This is a genomic window from Flavobacterium saliperosum (assembly GCF_900100625.1).
In the GTDB taxonomy this organism is placed as follows: Bacteria; Bacteroidota; Bacteroidia; order Flavobacteriales; family Flavobacteriaceae; genus Flavobacterium; species Flavobacterium saliperosum.
The window spans coordinates 63,342-81,939 of the sequence record NZ_FMTY01000006.1 but is presented as its reverse complement, the minus strand read 5'-3'; the positions used below and the strand labels follow the sequence as shown (position 1 = coordinate 81,939).

At 41.4% G+C, this 18,598-nt stretch carries 15 protein-coding genes; 5 read left to right on the top strand and 10 right to left on the bottom strand.

Features of this window, described 5'->3' with window-relative positions:
- Position 1 precedes the first annotated feature (1 nt).
- From BLQ05_RS11180 to BLQ05_RS11165, 4 genes are read right to left on the bottom strand one after another with little or no spacing between them, the layout of a single operon-like run.
- A complete protein-coding gene (locus BLQ05_RS11180) occupies positions 2–874 on the bottom strand; it encodes a carboxypeptidase-like regulatory domain-containing protein (protein WP_023576227.1) in 873 nt (290 codons plus the stop codon).
- A 41-nt stretch (positions 875–915) separates the two neighbouring features.
- Positions 916–2,403: a GH3 auxin-responsive promoter family protein gene (locus tag BLQ05_RS11175; protein ID WP_023576228.1), complete on the bottom strand. Its 1,488-nt coding sequence runs from the start codon at positions 2,401–2,403 to the stop codon at positions 916–918.
- 5 nt (positions 2,404–2,408) lie between these two features.
- Positions 2,409–2,759, bottom strand: a complete 351-nt coding sequence (locus BLQ05_RS11170; RefSeq protein ID WP_051365742.1) for an SdpI family protein — start codon at positions 2,757–2,759, stop codon at positions 2,409–2,411.
- Positions 2,759–3,232: a hypothetical protein gene (locus tag BLQ05_RS11165; RefSeq protein WP_023576229.1), complete on the bottom strand. Its 474-nt coding sequence runs from the start codon at positions 3,230–3,232 to the stop codon at positions 2,759–2,761. The genes BLQ05_RS11170 and BLQ05_RS11165 overlap by 1 nt, the downstream gene beginning before the upstream one ends.
- 208 nt (positions 3,233–3,440) lie before the next feature.
- On the opposite strand from BLQ05_RS11165, the gene tatA reads away from it, so the two are divergent.
- Positions 3,441–3,626 (top strand): twin-arginine translocase TatA/TatE family subunit, encoded by a 186-nt coding sequence (tatA, locus tag BLQ05_RS11160; RefSeq protein WP_023576230.1) that lies wholly within the window; start codon positions 3,441–3,443, stop codon positions 3,624–3,626.
- A 165-nt stretch (positions 3,627–3,791) separates the two neighbouring features.
- Positions 3,792–6,290: a T9SS type A sorting domain-containing protein gene (locus BLQ05_RS11155; protein WP_074460136.1), complete on the top strand. Its 2,499-nt coding sequence runs from the start codon at positions 3,792–3,794 to the stop codon at positions 6,288–6,290.
- Between the two features lie 63 nt (positions 6,291–6,353).
- On the opposite strand, the gene BLQ05_RS11150 is transcribed toward BLQ05_RS11155, so the two are convergent.
- Entirely contained in the window at positions 6,354–8,477 is a 2,124-nt protein-coding gene (locus BLQ05_RS11150) for a Tex family protein (protein ID WP_023576232.1), read from the bottom strand.
- Positions 8,478–8,723: 246 nt separating this feature from the next.
- On the opposite strand from BLQ05_RS11150, the gene BLQ05_RS11145 reads away from it, so the two are divergent.
- Positions 8,724–9,305: a hypothetical protein gene (locus tag BLQ05_RS11145; protein WP_023576233.1), complete on the top strand. Its 582-nt coding sequence runs from the start codon at positions 8,724–8,726 to the stop codon at positions 9,303–9,305.
- Entirely contained in the window at positions 9,289–9,645 is a 357-nt protein-coding gene (locus tag BLQ05_RS11140; protein WP_238321141.1) for a DUF1294 domain-containing protein, read from the top strand. The genes BLQ05_RS11145 and BLQ05_RS11140 overlap by 17 nt, the downstream gene beginning before the upstream one ends.
- A 7-nt stretch (positions 9,646–9,652) precedes the next feature.
- Here the strand turns inward: BLQ05_RS11140 and BLQ05_RS11135 are convergent, their stop codons facing one another.
- From BLQ05_RS11135 to BLQ05_RS11115, 5 genes are all read right to left on the bottom strand, one after another.
- Positions 9,653–10,705 (bottom strand): hypothetical protein, encoded by a 1,053-nt coding sequence (locus BLQ05_RS11135; RefSeq protein WP_023576235.1) that lies wholly within the window; start codon positions 10,703–10,705, stop codon positions 9,653–9,655.
- Positions 10,706–10,742: 37 nt separating this feature from the next.
- On the bottom strand, positions 10,743–14,186 hold the full coding sequence (locus BLQ05_RS11130) for a pyruvate carboxylase (RefSeq protein WP_023576236.1): 3,444 nt from the start codon (positions 14,184–14,186) through the stop codon (positions 10,743–10,745).
- 372 nt (positions 14,187–14,558) lie between these two features.
- A complete protein-coding gene (locus BLQ05_RS11125; protein WP_023576237.1) occupies positions 14,559–15,470 on the bottom strand; it encodes a cation diffusion facilitator family transporter in 912 nt (303 codons plus the stop codon).
- A gap of 117 nt (positions 15,471–15,587) precedes the next feature.
- Positions 15,588–16,019, bottom strand: coding sequence for a ribose 5-phosphate isomerase B (gene rpiB, locus BLQ05_RS11120; RefSeq protein WP_023576238.1), 432 nt, complete (start codon positions 16,017–16,019; stop codon positions 15,588–15,590).
- Between the two features lie 40 nt (positions 16,020–16,059).
- A complete protein-coding gene (locus BLQ05_RS11115; protein WP_035654422.1) occupies positions 16,060–16,299 on the bottom strand; it encodes a putative signal transducing protein in 240 nt (79 codons plus the stop codon).
- A 111-nt stretch (positions 16,300–16,410) separates the two neighbouring features.
- Between BLQ05_RS11115 and rnr the strand changes: the two genes are divergently transcribed.
- Positions 16,411–18,591, top strand: coding sequence for a ribonuclease R (rnr, locus tag BLQ05_RS11110; protein WP_023576241.1), 2,181 nt, complete (start codon positions 16,411–16,413; stop codon positions 18,589–18,591).
- The last annotated feature ends 7 nt before the right edge of the window (positions 18,592–18,598 follow it).

Sequence of the window (18,598 nt, the reverse complement as noted above, 5' to 3'; positions counted from 1 at the left end):
TTTAGTTCGTTAATTTCAGATGGATAACAGGTTCATACACCCGCATTTTTGGAGATGAATCTTCGGTTTTTTCCGGAACCTGTTTGTGCCATTTTCCTCCTGAAAACGTGTATAAAAATTCCCTCTCGACGAAATTATAAAGCACCAGCGGTACATACGTTATTTGCGATTTGGCGATTTTCGTATTGGGATCCATAATCTTTTTTTCAATCCGGTTGCTCGTAATCAGCAGCTTTTCATAGGCTACAAAAATGCCGTTTTTAGGCAGGATCAAATTGAAATCCGATACATCGATTTTTTGTTTTACCACCCCTTTTTTTAGGGAAACTATAAAATCTTTATCTAAAAGTTCTTCTCCGGGAAAGCCATCGGCATCCACACTGTACAAGTGAATTTTGATACTGGCGTTATCAATGCTGCTGTCCGTTAAAATGGAAATTTGTTGTATAAATCTTGTTTTGTTGTACGACGGTTTATACGGGAAAAATTTGGCGTCAATTCTGGGGCCGTTATCAAAAGCCTGAAGGATTTCGCTCTTGGATTGGCCAATCTCGATTGCTTTGGTTTGCTTTCGGTTGGAAACAACAATTTCTTTCAGATCGTATGCCGTCGGTTTTAAAACGACCACTTCGGCATCAGCTGCTTTTATGATTCTCTTTTCAAAACCCAAGGAGGAAAAAATCAGGTTTTTCTTTTTATCGGAAACTGAAATTTCAAAATGCCCGCTTTCCTCCGAAGTCGTTCCGATGTTTTCATTCTCAACCCAAATACTCACATACGGAATCGGTTTGTTATTTTCATCCACAACGATGCCTTTAACCTGAGAAAAAACATGAAAACTCATTAAAAACAACAGTAAGAAATATTTTTTCATCAGCTTCTTTGTTCTTTTCTCTTTTTTCTATTCTCTTTTTTCTATTCTCTTTTTAATAATTCCGCAATTTTGCGGTCGTTGGAAAGTCGCGGTAATTTATTTTGTCCGCCCAGTTTTCCGATAGATTTCATGTAGTCCTGAAAACCGTTTTTCGGCACTTTGGTAATAACGACGGTCCGCAACACGTGTCCCACAATCAAATCGTCGTAATACACATTCTGTTTGCGCATAGCGGTGTCAATCCGTAACGCAAATTCGGCCGGATTATTGGGTTCATTCTCAAATTCGATAAACCACTCGTGATACGGTAAGCCTTCTTTCGGATTGATTTGTGGGGCCACGGTAAATTCATTCACGCGTACCTCGGTGTCTTCCATCGCTTCCTGCAACGCGGCTTCGACTTCCTTCCCGATGACGTGTTCGCCAAAAGCGGAAATGTAATGTTTAATCCGACCGGAAACGATAATTCGATAGGGTTTCAGACTCGTAAACTGAATGGTGTCGCCAATATTGTAGGCCCAAAGTCCGGCGTTGGTGGATAGGATTAAAACATAATTAACGTCCAATTCCACTTCCCCGATGGTGTGGCGTTTGGGGTTTTCGGTATGAAATTCGTCGGCTTTGATGAATTCGTAGAAAATTCCGGAATTCAGCAACAACAACATGCCTTTCTCTTTTTGGGAATCCTGATAGGCAAAAAAGCCTTCGGAAGCCGGAAACAATTCGATGGAATCCACTTTTCGTCCGATAAGATTTTCGAATTTGGCGCGGTACGGTTCATAATTCACGCCGCCGTAAATAAACAGGTTGAAGTTTTTGAAAATCTCGCCTACCGGTTTATTCGCTTTCGCCGACAATTTTTCGAAATACATCTGTACCCAAGACGGAATCCCGGAAATGATCGCCATGTCTTCCTTAATGGTTTCTTCCACAATCGCATCGACTTTGGTTTCCCAATCCTCGATGCAATTGGTTTCCCAACTCGGCATGCGGTTTTTCTGCAAATATTTCGGAACATAGTGCGCCACGATTCCTGAAAGTCGTCCAAGTTTGATGCCGTTTTTCTCTTCCAGAATCGGGCTTCCCTGGAGGAAAATCATCTTCCCGTCGACAAAATCGGCTTTTCCCGTTTCGTGTATGTAACTCAGAATCGCATTTCGTGCCGCTTCGATATGATAGGGCATCGACTCTTTGGTAAGCGGAATGTATTTCGCGCCGGAAGTGGTTCCTGAGGTTTTGGCAAAATAAATCGGTTTCCCTTTCCACAATACATTTTCTTCTCCTTTCACCACGCGGTCCACATACGGTTTCAGTTCTTCATAATCGCGAACCGGGACATTGCGGGTAAAGTCGGTAAACGTTTTTATTTCCGAAAAACAATGGTCCTTTCCAAACTGTGTGTTTTTGGCTTCGGCAAGCAATTGCTCAAACACTTTTTGCTGGGTGGCAACCGGATTTTTAGCCCATTTTTGAGTTTTATTGTGGATGATGGCGGCGAACTGTTTCGCGAAAAATGCTTTTAACGACATTGGTATTATTTGTTTGGAAATTTGTTTTTAAGCGCGGCTTCGGTCGAAAACAGAATGTAGAAAACCACCAATAACGGAAACAGGATTCCCGGCACAAGCTGTAGTTTGCCCTCTATCGTAATCAGTAATCCCAAGAACGAGGAAAGCAGTAAAAAAACACTGCCCTGCGCCATTTTCAGGGTTGAAAAGCGTTGGGCAAAATGCCAGCGTTCTTCCGATTTCATGGAACTTGAGGTTCTGTACCCGTAGAGTGCGTTTATTTTTTTGGGCGGAAAAACATACATTACTATAGCAGCAATCATAAAGATAATGCCACACAATAAAGGCATTTGCAATAAATCGGCAGTCCATTCCATTAGTTCTTTTTGTTTTTGGATTCAACTTCTTTCCGCAGTTCGAGTTCGTTTTCGGAAGGTTCCAAATCAACCGCATCCGGATCGATCTGTTCTGCGACAATAATCGAATCGATATTCAATTTGGCGTATTCCAAATCGCCATTCAGTACTTTTTTTATGGATTCCACATACTGGTTATTAAGTTTCATGGCCTGTTCCAATGAATCGGATTTCAGGGTCAGTTCGACCGCTTTTTGTTTAAGGTCAGTGGAAGCATAACCGGGAATGTATTCGCGCAACGGCGTAAACGCGATGATATAAGTCGTCACGAAAATAATCAACAGGGCACCTACAGTGGCTACGACAAAGACATTCATCAGGGTCAGACGAAGCGAAAAAATTTCTTCAAACGTATCCTCGTTCAGAATGACCAATCGGTTTTTACTGAAGAGTTTTTTCTTGATTTTCTGGCGTTTCAGTCTTTTTTCGGACATGTTGTTGGTTTGATTCACAAATATAAAAAATATCGGTTTGGATTGCGTACGGTTTGTGTAAACCTTTTCGTCTTTTGGTTAAAGAAAACCTAAATTTCGGCTACTTTATTTAAAAACAATGGTATAGTTGTTTGTTAAATAATTTTTATGGCTAACTTTGTCTCAGAATTTTGAATTAAATTATCAGAAACATAATTAATAAAGAGTCATGGGAAAATTTGGTGCAACCGAAATAATTTTAATTGTTGTAGTAATCGTTTTGCTTTTTGGAGGTAAAAAAATTCCGGAATTGATGAAAGGTTTAGGAACCGGAATCAAGGAATTTAAAAACGCTTCCAAAGGGGAAGATCAAGCTCCTGCTGCTAAAAAAGAAGAAGAAGAAAACAAACAATAGTTTTTTAAAATATTAAAAAAAATCCCAAACGTCATAAGTGATATTTGGGATTTTTCTTTTTATAAGATCATGGTAAGCTGAATGCGCTTTCGGCCTTCGTCTATCTCCACCACTTTTTAAGAATTTTTTAGGTACTTTTGGCCATCAATAATCAATCTTCATTTTATGAGAAAAATACTACTGTTATTTTTATTCTCTCTTTCTTCTATTAATTATGCGCAAAACCCAGGCGATATTGCACAACATTTTGGTTCATTACCGGGTTTTAATAATGCTTTTAATTCAACCGCAACACAACCTGATGGAAAAATAGTAATGGGAGGTTTTTTTACTGCTTTCAAAGGGGTAACCGAAAATTATATTATCCGTTTGAACGCCGATGGAAGCAAAGATACCGCTTTTAATACGGGAACAGGGTTTAATGATTATGTTTACTCTGTTGTTTTGCAACCCGATGGAAAAGTATTGGTAGGAGGTTATTTTACGACTTACAAAGGAGTAACCGAAAATAGAATTGTCCGTTTGAATGCCGATGGAAGTAAAGATGCCACTTTTAATACAGGAACAGGGTTCAATGATTATGTTTACTCAATAGCCGTACAACCTGATGGTAAAATTCTCGTGGGAGGATCTTTTACTACTTACAAAGGGGTAGCCGAAAATAGAATCATCCGTTTGAATCCCGATGGAAGTAAAGATGCCACTTTTAATACCGGGACAGGATTTAATAATTATGTTTACTCAATAGCATTGCAATCCGATGGTAAAATTCTCATGGGAGGTTTTTTTACATCTTATAAAGGAGTAACCGGAAATAATAAAATTATTCGTTTAAATGCCGATGGCAGCAAAGACAACACTTTTATTACCGGAACAGGTTTTAGTAGTGATATTAAAACAATTATTACGCAGCCCGACGGGAAAATAGTGGTGGGAGGTTCTTTTACGAGTTACAAAGGAGTAACCGAAAATTATATTATCCGGCTGAATGCCGATGGCAGCAAAGACACCACATTTGCTACAGGCACTGGGCCTAATAATAACGTTTTCTCAATCGCTTTACAACTCGATGGAAAAGTACTGCTGGGAGGGGTTTTTACTGCCTACAATGGGGTGACCGAAAATAGAATTATCCGTTTGAATGCCAATGGCAGCAAAGATGTCACATTTGATACAGGAACAGGATCTACTGGTAATATTTACTCAATTACTTTACAATCTGACGGAAAAATAATAGTAGGAGGAGTTTTTACTACCTACAAAGGAGTGGCCGAAAATTCCATTATCCGTTTGAATACCGATGGCAGCAAAGATCACACATATGATGTAGGGAAAGGGTTTACTCTTGCTGTTTACGCAACAGCAATACAACCTGATGGAAAAATACTCGTGGGGGGTAGATTTACTAGTTACAAAGGTGTAACTGAAAATAGAATTATCCGTTTGAATGCCGATGGCAGCAAAGACATCTCTTTTAATACAGGAACTGGAGTTAATGGTTTTGGGTTTAGTAATTATGTATCCACCATCGTTTTACAGTCCGATGGAAAAATACTAATCGCTGGTAATTTCACTGGTTATAATGGCGTAACCGAAAATTATATTATCCGTTTGAATCCAAATGGCAGTAGAGACAACACTTTCATTACAGGAAGTGGATTTAATAATGTTGTTAACGCAATAGCATTACAATCCGATGGTAAAATACTTTTAGGCGGCTATTTTACAACCTATAATGGTGCAACCGAAACTAGAATTATCCGTCTGAATCCAGACGGTAGCAAAGACAACACATTTACTACAGGAACGGGTTTTAATAGTGGCGCTAACTCAATAGTTGTACAATCGGATGGAAAAATACTTGTAGGAGGTGAATTTACTGCTTATCAAGGCATAACCGAAAACAGAATTATCCGTTTGAATCCAGACGGTAGTAAAGACAATACATTTACTACAGGAACAGGATTTAATAGTGGTGTTCGATCAATAGCTTTGCAATCCGATGGGAGAATAGTAACTGGAGGTGATTTCACCACTTATCAAAGCGTAACCGAAAATAGAATTATCCGTTTGAATCCAGACGGTAGCAAAGACGCCACATTTACTTCAGGGTCTGGGTTTAATGAATCTGTTTACTGCGTTGTTTTACATTCTGGAGGAAAAATACTCTTAGGAGGTGCTTTTAACACTTACAAAGGAGTAACCGAAAATTATATTATCCGTCTGAATCCCGATGGCAACAAAGATACAGTATTTGATACAGGAACGGGGTTTAATGGATTTGGCGGGTTTGGTAATTATATTAGCTCAATTGCTTTAAATCCTGACGGAAAAATATTCGTGGCTGGTAATTTTACGACTTATAAAGATAGTGGTGAATCTGCATACTTAATTGCATTACATTCAGAAACAAGTTTAGCAACAGAAAATTTCACTAATTCCAATGGTGTTTCGTTATATCCAAATCCTGTAAAAGATATTTTAAATATTGATTTAGTAGACAACACGCGTATTTCATCTGTAAAAATTTACGATTTACAAGGTAAGCTACTATTGGAAAAAGCAAGTAACGACATCGATGTAAGTAGTCTTTCTGTCGGAGTGTATCTAATTAAAATTAAATCAGAAAAAGGAGAATTTACCAAAAAATTTATTAAAGAATAATTTTCTTTAAAACTCAATATTTTAAATCCCAAACGTCATAAGTGATATTTGGGATTTTTCTTTTTATAAGATCATCGTGAGCTGGATGCGTTTTCGGTCTTCATCAACTTCAACCACTTTTACCTGAACATACTGGTGCAATTTCACCACTTCATTCACATCCGACACAAATCCTTCTTTCAACTGAGAAATGTGCACCAAGCCACTTTCCTTAATGCCCACATCCACGAAACAACCGAAATTGGTAATGTTGTTCACGATGCCCGGCAACACCATTCCGGTGCGTAAATCTTTTATCGTTTTCACATTCGGATCGAATTCAAACACTTTCGCCGCTTTTCTCGGATCCAGTCCCGGTTTTTCCAATTCTTTCAGGATGTCTTTCAATCCCAAAATCCCGATATCGTTCGTGATGTAGTTTTCAGGGTTTACCTGACTTATTTTCTCTTTGTTGGCAATGAGTTCGCCGACTTTCACTCCCAAATCTTTCGCCATTTTTTCCACAATGCCATACGCTTCCGGATGGACCGCCGAATTGTCCAACGGGTTGTTCCCTTCCTTGATTCGGATAAACGCCGCCGCCTGCTGATAGGCTTTTTCGCCCAAACGCGGTACTTTTTTCAGTTGCTTACGGTCTTCGAACGGGCCATTTTCACTACGGAAAGCCACAATGTTTTCGGCCATCTTCTCGCCTATTCCAGAAACATAACTCAGCAACGATTTACTGGCCGTGTTGATGTTGATGCCCACCGAATTCACGCAACGGATTACGGTATTATCCAATTCCTCTTTCAGTTTGGTCTGATCCACATCGTGTTGGTACTGGCCTACGCCGATGGATTTCGGATCGATTTTTACCAGTTCCGCCAAAGGATCGGATAAGCGTCTTCCGATGGAAACTGCGCCTCGAACCGTCACATCATAATTGGAAAATTCTTCCCTCGCAATTTTGGAGGCCGAATATACAGATGCTCCGGCTTCAGAAACGACAAATACCTGCACCGGTTTGTCAAAAGCAATTTTCTTGATGAAGAATTCGGTTTCACGGGAAGCCGTTCCGTTGCCTATGGAAATCGCTTCAATATTATACGCATTCACCATCGAACGGATTTTCTTCATCGCCATCGCCGTTTCGTTTTGCGGGGCATGCGGGAAGATGGTTTCGTTGTACAACAAATCGCCTTTCTCATCCAGGCAAACCACTTTACAACCGGTTCGGAAACCTGGGTCAATCGCCAGAATTCGTTTTTCCCCTAAAGGCGAAGCTAACAGCAGCTGACTCAAATTGGCCGCAAAAACCTGGATGGAATTCACGTCGGCTTTCGCCTTGGCTTCCTGAAGGGTTTCATTGGAAATCGCCGGTTCCAGCAAACGTTTGTAACTGTCCTTGATGGCTAATTTCAGTTGTCCTGCCGTTTCATTGTTATTTTTAATAATGGTATCTTCAATGAAACGTAAAGCTTCTTCTTTATCCACTTCCACCGATACTTTGATGAAACCTTCGTTTTCGGAACGAAGCATGGCCAGTAATCGGTGCGCCGGTGCTTTTGTAATCGTTTCGCTCCAATCAAAATACTGTTCGAATTTTTTAGCGCCCTCCTCCTCTTTTTTGGCTTTCACCACTTTGGTCGCAATAGTTGCTTTGCGCTGGAACATTCTCCGAAGGTTCTTACGGATGAAAATGTTCTCGTTAATCCATTCGGCGATAATGTCGCGGGCGCCTTGCAGAGCATCGTCTTCATTCACCACTTTATCGTTCAGGTAATTGGAAGCGATATACTCCACATCATCCGAATTCTGCGCCATGATGATTTTGGCTAAAGGTTCCAGTCCGTTTTCACGGGCGGTATCGGCTTTGGTTTTCTTTTTCTTTTTATAGGGTAAATAGAAATCTTCCAGTTCCTGCAAATCGAAACTGTTGTCTATTTTACTTTTTAATTCCGGCGAAAGGGCGTTTTGTTCTTCAATCGACTTTAAAATGCTTTCTTTCCGTTTTACGATTTCGGCAAACTGCTTACTGTATTTGGCAATGTTTTCAATCTGCACCTCATCCAGATTTCCGGTTTTGTCTTTCCGGTAACGGGCAATAAACGGAATCGTACAGTCTTCTGCCAAAAGTTGTAATGTGTTTTCTATGTTTTTGGAAGCCGTAGGAACAAACTTCAGAATGTATTCGATTGTTGTCATGGTACTCTGGAATAAAATAAGAATGCTAAAATAGCATCTTTGCGGTTTATTTCCTCCGTCCCGACACCATAAATTACTTTTTGTACAGATTATCCGAAACTTTTTGCCCGTAAACGAAAAAACAGGGCTTTTCAATGCGTTTTCAGCTTTTTTTCATAACTTTATAATAGCTTCATTTTCAGTGTTATAAACTATAAAAAACTACTAGACCTACACAAAGGGAAGTCCAATTAACACATCCAAGAAATGAAAACAATTACTTTAAAAACAATCCTTTTTATTGTCATGCTTTTTATAATACTTGCTTTTGAAATGCCATCGGGTTGGTTCAAAGCGGGTAGTAAATCAGACAGTTATGAAATGGGCATTGACAAAGGTGCCGGAATGGACGGAAAAAATGCCGCGACCATTAAATCCGTAGAAAATGTTGTTGACGGATACGGAACCCTGATGCAAAGTTCTTCACCGGATAAATTCAAAAGCAAAAGAATCCGGTTGAGCGGCTACATCAAGACACATGAGGTGGCTGGTAAAGCGGGTTTTTGGCTGCGCATCGGTCAGGCCAATTCACAAAATTTTCTGGCTTTTGACAACATGATGGAACGTCCTGTTGTGGGAACCACCGACTGGAAAAAATACGAAATCGTTCTGGACGTATCCGAAAAGGCTTCCAAAATATCCTACGGGGCTTTGCTTCGCGGTACCGGACAAATGTGGTTCGACAAATTAACCTTTGAAGTAGTCGATACTTCCGTGCCGACCACCGGTAAAAAAATAATTAACGTAAAAACCGTGAGTGAACCGTTAAATCTTGATTTCGAGAATTAACTGGAAAACGGGATTGCAAATTCGTTGTGACAAATTCATTTGCCATTTAAGTATCTTTGGGGTCAATTTACACCTCAACATGCATCCGATAACGGTTTATTTATTGACAATTAACGGCCTGGCTTTTCTTTTCAACGGAACAGACAAGTGGCTTGCCGTGCGCCAAAAATCCAGAATTTCTGAAAAAATGCTCTTGGGTCTTGCGCTTACAGGAGGATCAATCGGCGGTTTGACCGGGATGCTGCTTTTTCGGCATAAAATTTCCAAGATGGCTTTCTTATGGAAGTTTTTCGGCATACTGATAGGGCAACTGCTGTTGCTGTATCTTTTTCTGAAATGATAAAATATTATTCCATGGAATGATGGCTGTTGTAGTTTCTTTTCATGAAATTCAGTGCGGCTTCCATAATCTCTCCCATCGAAGTGGCGTTTTTAAAATTCTTATCCATGGTTACCTTATATGTTTCCTGTTTCAATCGCTCCAAATTAATCGTTGGGGAAAGTTCGTTTGCTTTCATCGCCAATAAAAGTTCACTCAAACGTTCCTCAAAACCCGCCAATCGTTTGACGAGAATGGAACGCTCTTCGTTTTGGTATTGCTCGATGGAACTTTTTTTCAGTTTGTCTTTCACCAATTGGGTAAACAGAAAATTCTCCTTGAACAGATGGGGTTTGTACAATTTGAAATTCCCTTCATAACACTGCTGATCAAAATCGATGGCTCTGATTTTAAACACAATATGATCGTAATCGTAAATGGGAATTACCACGAAATTATACGAACGCATGTCGCCCAAAAGTCCGATCATACACCGCTCGTTGAATTTGACGAACTCTTTGGCGATTTGGGCTTTCTCGGCTTCGGTACATTTATCCAAATGATGTTTCAGAAAGACATCTCCCGGAATACCCACTATATGCTCTTCGATGAGCGTTTCCTGATACACCAGAAAGTTAATGCTGTTGGGCGACAGAATGTGTTCCAATTCCAAACCGAAGATTCGTGAAGCATCGGCAATTTTGACATAAAAATGTGTGTAATTGTCGTTCAAAATGTTCCGGATTTTCACCCGAAACGGTTTCGAATTTCCGAATGTGCAAAAATCAATGTAATCGACCGTGAGGTTTTTGATGTTGCGTTCGTCGCCGTCGGAATGCAGTAAGGTGTATATCTTTTTCAGACTCTCATCAATTTCCTTCTTTTCGAATTCATTGTAGTAAACCCGAACCCAAAGCGTATCCTCATTGTTTTGATCATACACCACCACCGAACCCTGAAAGCGCAACAAATCCTGATAAAAAACAGTAGTTTTTACCACCCGCTTGTATTTATCCAGATAATTGTACAGCGGCGTATTGATAGGATAATATTGTTTTTTTAAAAGTGGTCCGGAAGTCATGGTGCTTTTTTTAATTCGGAAATGAGGTCCTTCAAAATTACTGAATCTGCATTACACAATCGTCTTGTTCAATCATAGAATTCTGCTTCAAAACGATTTTAGCGACTTTTCCGCTTTTTGGGGCACAAATAGTGGTTTCCATTTTCATCGCTTCAATCACAAAAAGGGGTTTGTCTTTTTCCACCTCTTCGCTTTCATTGACCAGAATTTTTACCAAGCGGCCCTGCAACGGCGCCCCTATATCATCGGATCCCGAAACTTTCGCGTTGGCTTGTTTTAGCGATTGGATTGAATTGTCTTTTATGACAATATTGCGCGTCTGACCGTTAATCTGGAAATACACCTCGCGGATGCCGTCTTCGTTGGGTTCGCTCATGTATCGGAAATTGATCAGCATGTTTTTTCCCAAATCGAGATTGACAATTAGTTCCTCATTCGCCTTCAACGGATAATAAAAATATGGTGTCGGTAGTTTTTCCACCTTGCCGAAATACTTTCTGAACTTGTAAAAATCTTCGAAAACTTTCGGGAACATGATGTACGATAATAAATCTTCCGTTGTGAGTTTGTCGTCGAATTTCTGATGCAACAATTGCAGTTCCAAATCGAAATCAATCGGTTTTAAATGCGCATTGGGTCTTTCGGTATATGGAATTTCTTTTTTCAGAATGATCTGCTGCAGGGCTTTCGGAAATCCGCCGTACGGCTGACCCAAATCGCCCCGGAACAACTGCTTCACCGAATCGGGAAACGCCAACGTATCCCCTTTTTCCATTACGTCGGCTGCGGTTAAATTATTGGATGTCATGAACAACGCCATATCGCCCACCACTTTTGACGATGGGGTTACTTTTACGATATCCCCGAACAGCTCATTCACCACCACATAATTCTGCTTAATGGTTTCGAACTGGTCTTCCAATCCCAACGAACGGGCCTGTGGCAATAAATTGGAATACTGTCCGCCAGGAATCTCATGCTCATACACCTCGGCGGTACCGGCTTTGAGTTCGCTTTCAAACGGATAATAATATTCCCGAACCGCTTCAAAATAATTGGAATACTCGTTTAACTTTTTAAGGTGGATTGGATTCTCCCTTTCTGTACCCTGCATGATGGCCACTAAAGAATTGAAATTCGGTTGTGAGGTTAAGCCGCTCATGGAAGCCAGCGCAACATCAACCACGTCAACGCCCGCTTCAATCGCTTTCACGTAAGTTGTGGATTGCACCGAGGACGTGTCGTGCGTGTGCAGGTGAATCGGAATGGAAATGTTTTTCTTCAGCTCCTTGATTAAGATTTCGGCCGCATACGGTTTAAGTAACCCGGCCATGTCTTTGATTGCCAGCATGTGCGCACCCGCCGCTTCCAACTGTTTCGCCAAATCAATGTAATACTGAAGGTTGAATTTTTGTCGGTCCGGATTCATAAAATCCCCGGTATAACAGATGCAGGCCTCGGCAATCGCATTGGTTTTTTCTCGAACTGTTTTGATGCTGTGGGTCATGCCTTCCATCCAGTTCAGCGAATCGAAAATACGGAAGACGTCTATGCCGTTTTCGGCACTTTTAATGATGAATTGTTCCAGTACGTTGTCAGGATACGCCGCATAGCCTACCGCATTACTGCCTCGGATGAGCATTTGGAGTAAAATATTCGGAACCGATTTTCGAATCAGGCGCAAACGTTCCCACGGATCTTCATGCAGGAAGCGCATCGTTACATCAAAAGTGGCCCCGCCCCAGACTTCCATCGAGAACAATTCCGGGAAATTCTTGGCCATCCCTTCGGTGACTTTCAGCATGTCGTAGTTGCGCAAACGGGTGGCAAAAAGCGATTGATGCGCATCGCGTAAGGTGGTGTCGGTATAGAAAATTTTCTTTTCGTTTTTAATGTACTCGATGAAAGCTTCCCTTCCCATTTCGTTGAGTAAATCCTTGGTGCCTTTAGGAAAATCTTCCCTGGAAACTTCGGGAATTATGGGTGTTCTGAACACTTTTTCTGGATCGTACTTCGTTACGTCGGGATGCCCGTTTACTTTCAGTTCGGCCAGATATTTCAGCATTTTGGTGCCCCGGTCGTTAAAATATTCCGGATCGGGAATCGTCAGTTGCGGATTTTCCTGAATGAAATTCACCGTAGCCTCGCCATTTCGGAAAAGATCATTAGTCAGTACATTCAATAAAAAAGGCATGTTGGTTTTCACGCCTCGGATTCGAAACTCTTCCAAGGTTCTTCGCAAACGGTCGGAAGCGCCTTTCAACGTTCTGCCGCTCGAAGACACTTTCACTAACATCGAATCGAAAAAAGGAGAAACCGTTACACCGGTATAGCAATTCCCTTCATCCAGACGAATACCATAGCCTCCTGCATTTCTATAGGCGATGATGGTTCCGTAATCGGGTTTGAAATCGTGTTCGGTATCTTCGGTGGTAATGCGGCATTGGATAGCCCATCCTTTGCATTGGATGTCTTCCTGCTTGTGGATAAAAATCTGACTATGGGTCAGCGGATGTCCGGCCGCAATGATAATCTGGGAACGGACGATATCGATTCCCGTGATTTCTTCGGTGATGGTATGTTCGACCTGAATGCGGGGATTGACTTCAATGAAATAGACGTTTTCCTCCTTATCCACCAAAAACTCTACCGTTCCGGCATTGTTATAATTAACGTATCTCGCAATTTTTAACGCATAGTCGTACAACTTCTGTTTCGTCTCATTTTTAAGTATCGAAGGAGCAATTTCAATTACCTTCTGAAAACGACGTTGCACGGAGCAGTCGCGTTCGTACAAATGGACAATATTGCCGAAATTATCGCCCAGGATCTGAACCTCAACGTGTTTGGGATTGTCAATGAATTTTTCCAGGAAGACGGTGTCATCGCCAAACGATTTTAGCGCTTCGCTTTTGGAGTTGTTAAAGGCATTTTGCATCTCCTCGCCGTTACGAACCACGCGCATTCCTCTTCCGCCACCGCCGGCCGCCGCTTTTAACATGACTGGATAGCCGATGGTTTCGGCTTCGGACAACGCGTCTTCCAAAGTATTCAAATCGTTTTTGGAATCGGTGATAACGGGAACGCCAATGGCTGTGGCTACTTTTTTGGCCGCCACTTTATCACCCAACTGTAGCATGGCCTCCTTGCGCGGACCTATAAAGATGATGCCTTCCTCTTCGCATCTTCGCACAAAATCGACGTTTTCCGATAAAAATCCATAGCCGGGATGGATGGCATCCACCTGATTGGCTTTGGCTATTTTTATGATTGCTTCGATGTCCAGATAGGGTTTCAACGCCTCCGATTCGTCTCCAATCTGAAAACTCTGATCGGCTTTAAAACGATGCAGGGAATACCGGTCTTCATGCGTAAAAACGGCAACGGTATCGATTTGTAATTCGGAAGCCGCTCTGAAAACCCGAATGGCGATTTCGCCTCTGTTGGCCACCAATAGCTTGGTAATTGTAAATTTATTCATGTTGTATTGTTGTGTTGTTTACGTTTTAACAAAAATGGTGAATTTTATTTTATTATGCGTGCATAATAAAATGATTTAACATAAAAATGTATAATCCGGGTTGTTGAACAATACACCCAAAAAACCAAGGGTTTGAATACAGAAATAAAAGCCTTGCAATCTTATGTGGGAAATAAGACTGAACGGTTCATTTCGGTTGTTCGGGAAAAATGTGGCAGTTGTTAGTGGACGTTTCAAACCATCAGGATTTTATGTCAAATCCTTCATAATCAAAACTTTGGTTAAGTTACTAAAAAAAAACAAGCCTCCAAAAGAATAAGCTGCTTTTTTAAAAGCAAAGGTTCGGAAAGTCGGATCAGCTTAAACGTGATACTAATCCTGAACGATAAAATCTTTGGGATCTTCTTTATGGAATTCGGGTTGGATGTTGATATGATTGATACCGAATTTTTCATAAAACATGTCTTCCACCTGATGCAGCAAGTCGTTGAATTCACTCATTTTAATATCCTCGGAACAATCCAGATGCGCCTCCAGATGCAATTCTTCTTCGTTAAGATGCCATACATGAATGTGGTGCAGTTTTCGTACGCCGGGGATTTTGTGCACTTCGCGAACCATCTCTTTAATATCGATGTGTTCCGGGGTGAAAAGCATGAGCATTTTGGTGGATTTTTTCAGTAGATCGACGCCCACTACAATCAGATAAATCGCTATGAGTAATGTCATTACACTGTCAATCCAGTAAATCTGGTAGTATTTCATCAATAAACCGCCCACTAAAACCGCTACGGAAGCCATCATGTCGGTCAGCAAGTGCAGGTAGGCCGACTTCATGTTCAGATTGTGGTCGGCGTCTTTTTTAAGCAATAAAACCGAAGCGCCGTTGGCGACAATGCCAAGCAACGCGAGCCAAATCACCGTATCGGAAGCGATTTCGTGCGGATGAAAGAACCGGCTTATCGCCTCATAAATCAGATACACCGCGACAATAACCAAGGTAAAAGCATTGACAAACGCAGCGATTAGTTCCGCGCGTTTTAATCCGAAGGTCTGATTGATAGAGGCTTTTCTTCTTGATAATTTGTGGGCCACATAACTAAAAACCAGTGACAAGACATCACTGAAATTGTGCAAGGCATCGGAAATCAGTGCCAAGCTCCCGGAAACGATACCACCCACCACCTGTGCCAGTGTGATCACCACATTCAGCAAAATGGAATACACCAAATTTTTGCCTTCAACGTGGTGTTTATGGATTCGATGGTTGTGTTCGTGTTCCATTTCAGACAATTTAGACTTCTTAGATTGTTAGACTTCTTAGATTTCTTAGACTTTGACAGTTTATCCAACTTTCTAACAATCTAAATTGTCTAAGAAGTCTGACTAGTCTAATAATCTTTACTGACAGGCAATTTTATTTACTCGGGTCGCGTGTCTTCCGCCTTCGAAATCGGTAGTTAAAAATGTTTCCACCATTTCCACCGCTTGTTTGATATTGGTGTAACGGGCCGGAATGCTCATTACGTTGGCATCATTATGTTGACGGGCCAAGGCGGCAATTTCATTTATCCAGCACAAAGCGGCGCGAACACCCTGGTGTTTGTTGGCTGTGATGGCAATGCCGTTTCCGCTTCCGCAGATGATAATGCCAAAATCAGCCGTTCCGTTTTCCACGTCGTTGGCTACCGCGTGACCGAAATCCGGGTAATCCACACTGTCAAAAGTGTCAGTGCCGTGATTGATAACGGTATGTCCTTGGGCTTCTAAATGGGCTACGATGGCTTTTTTGTAATCCGGACCGGCGTGGTCGTTTCCGATGGAGATTTTCATTCTTATGTTGTGTTTTGCAGTTATTTTGTACAAAGGTAAATCAAACGATTTTCAAATTCGAATCACCGCTCAAATTTTTTAAAATTTCCTGAACCGTTTCCACATCGTTCGGATGCACTTTCAATTTGATACCCCCCAGCGCCTGCGAATACATCGGCACAATATTCATCATCGTTTCGTTTTCAAAGAAATGCTGAATCTCGGATTGTTCCAAAAGATGTCTGAGCACGGTAATTTCGTGCGGGTAATCAAAAACGGCCACGGTTACAAATTCGCTCATAAAATTGCTTTCCCTAAAGATACAAAAGTTATTTTTAGTATAAATAATGCGCTTTAACCTTAAAAATCTTAATAGTTATTCGTAATTTTCAACATTATAAGAAATGAACATATGAATAACAGACCTAAAAAATTAGGAAAAAAACAACATGATTTTACCGCTCCGATATTTAAAATATTGTCCAGAGAGCCAAGTAAGTCGTTCAACTACAAGCAAATCGCCGCAGCCTTAGAACTCACCGATACCAAAAGCCGAAATGAAATCATCCGGGATTTAAAAGTATTAAAAGCTCAGGACAAAATTCACGAAACTGAAATCGGCAAATACCAGATTATTTCCAAAGCCGAATACTACGAAGGAACGGTCGACATGACCAGCCGAAAAACCGGTTATTTCGTATGTCCAGAACTGGAGCACGATGTCTTTATTCCGGCCATTAACCTGAATCACGCGCTAGACGGCGATAAGGTAAAAGCCTACATCTACAACCGAAGAAGTTCCCGAAAACCCGAAGCGGAAATTCTGGAAATTCTGGAACGTAAAAAAGAAGAATTCGTTGGAGTTATCGACATACAGAAGAATTTTGCTTTCGTTACAACCGCGAATGCCAAAATGTACACCGATATTTTCATTCCGAAGAACAAAATAGGCGAAGCCGAACATGGTGATGTCGTTTTGGTGAAAATGGAAGACTGGCCTAAAAAAGCCGATTCTCCGTTTGGTTCGGTCATCAAAGTATTAGGAAAACCGGGCGAACACGACACGGAAATTCATGCGATTTTAGCCGAATACGGATTACCGTACGATTTCCCATTGGAAGTGGAGGCCTATGCGAAACGCATCGACACGTCCATCACCGCCGAGGAAATTGCCAAACGTCGTGACATGCGTGATACCTTAACCTTCACCATCGACCCTAAAGATGCTAAAGATTTTGACGACGCGCTTTCGTTCCAGGTATTAGACAACGGAAACTACGAAATCGGAATTCACATTGCCGATGTGTCGCATTACCTTCAAGAAGGAACAATATTGGACGATGAGGCCTACAGCCGAGCGACTTCCGTGTATTTAGTAGACCGAGTAGTGCCGATGCTTCCCGAAGTGTTGAGTAACTTCGCGTGTTCGTTACGTCCGCACGAAGAAAAATATACGTTCTCCGCCGTTTTCGAACTGAATAACAAAGCGGAATTGACGAACCAATGGTTTGGACGAACCGTGATTTATTCCGATCAGCGTTTTGCGTATGAAGAAGCGCAACACATCATTGAAACCAACGGAAACGATACGATTCCTGAAGAAATTTCCATCACCGGAAAAGAATATAAAGTGGAGGCCCCTATTGTGGAAGCTACTTTAAAAATGAACGAGCTGGCAAAAATCCTGCGCCGAAAACGTATGGCGGCCGGCGCCATTTCCTTCGATAAGGTAGAAGTGAAATTCAACCTAAATGAAGATGCAGAACCGATTGGCGTCTATTTCAAAGTAGCCAAAGACGCGAACCACCTGATTGAGGAATTCATGCTTTTGGCAAACCGTAAAGTGGCGGAATTCATCGGAAAACAAAAGAAAACCTTCATTTACCGTGTACACGACGAACCGAACGAAGACAAGTTAATCAACATGCAAACCGTGATTTCGAAATTCGGGTATACGTTGGATTTCAAATCGAAACAAGGGATTTCAAAATCACTGAATGAATTGTTGGAAAACGTTCAGGGGAAAAAAGAGCAGAATTTAATTGACACTTTAGCCATCCGAAGCATGAGCAAGGCGAGTTATTCAACGGAAAACATCGGGCATTACGGACTGGCGTTTGACTATTACTCGCATTTCACCTCACCCATTCGTCGTTATCCCGACGTAATGGCACACCGTTTGTTACAACATTATCTGGATGGCGGAAAAAGTGTAAGTGAAGACGATTACGAAGAAAAGTGCGTGCACTCCTCACAAATGGAAGGTTTGGCCGCCAGTGCCGAACGCGATTCGGTGAAATACATGCAGGTGAAATACATGCAGGACCACAAAGATCAGGAATTCCTGGGCGTAATTTCCGGGGTGACCGAATGGGGCATTTATGTCGAAATCATCGAAAACAAATGCGAAGGCATGGTGCGCATCCGCGAAATAAAAGACGATTACTATACGTTTGACGAAAAACAATATGCGTTGGTGGGCGAAGTTTCCAACAACCTGTTACAATTGGGCGACGAAATTTACGTTAAGGTAAAGAACGCCGATTTGGTTAAAAAACAACTGGATTTTCATTATATCAGAAAACAGGAATAAAATTTAA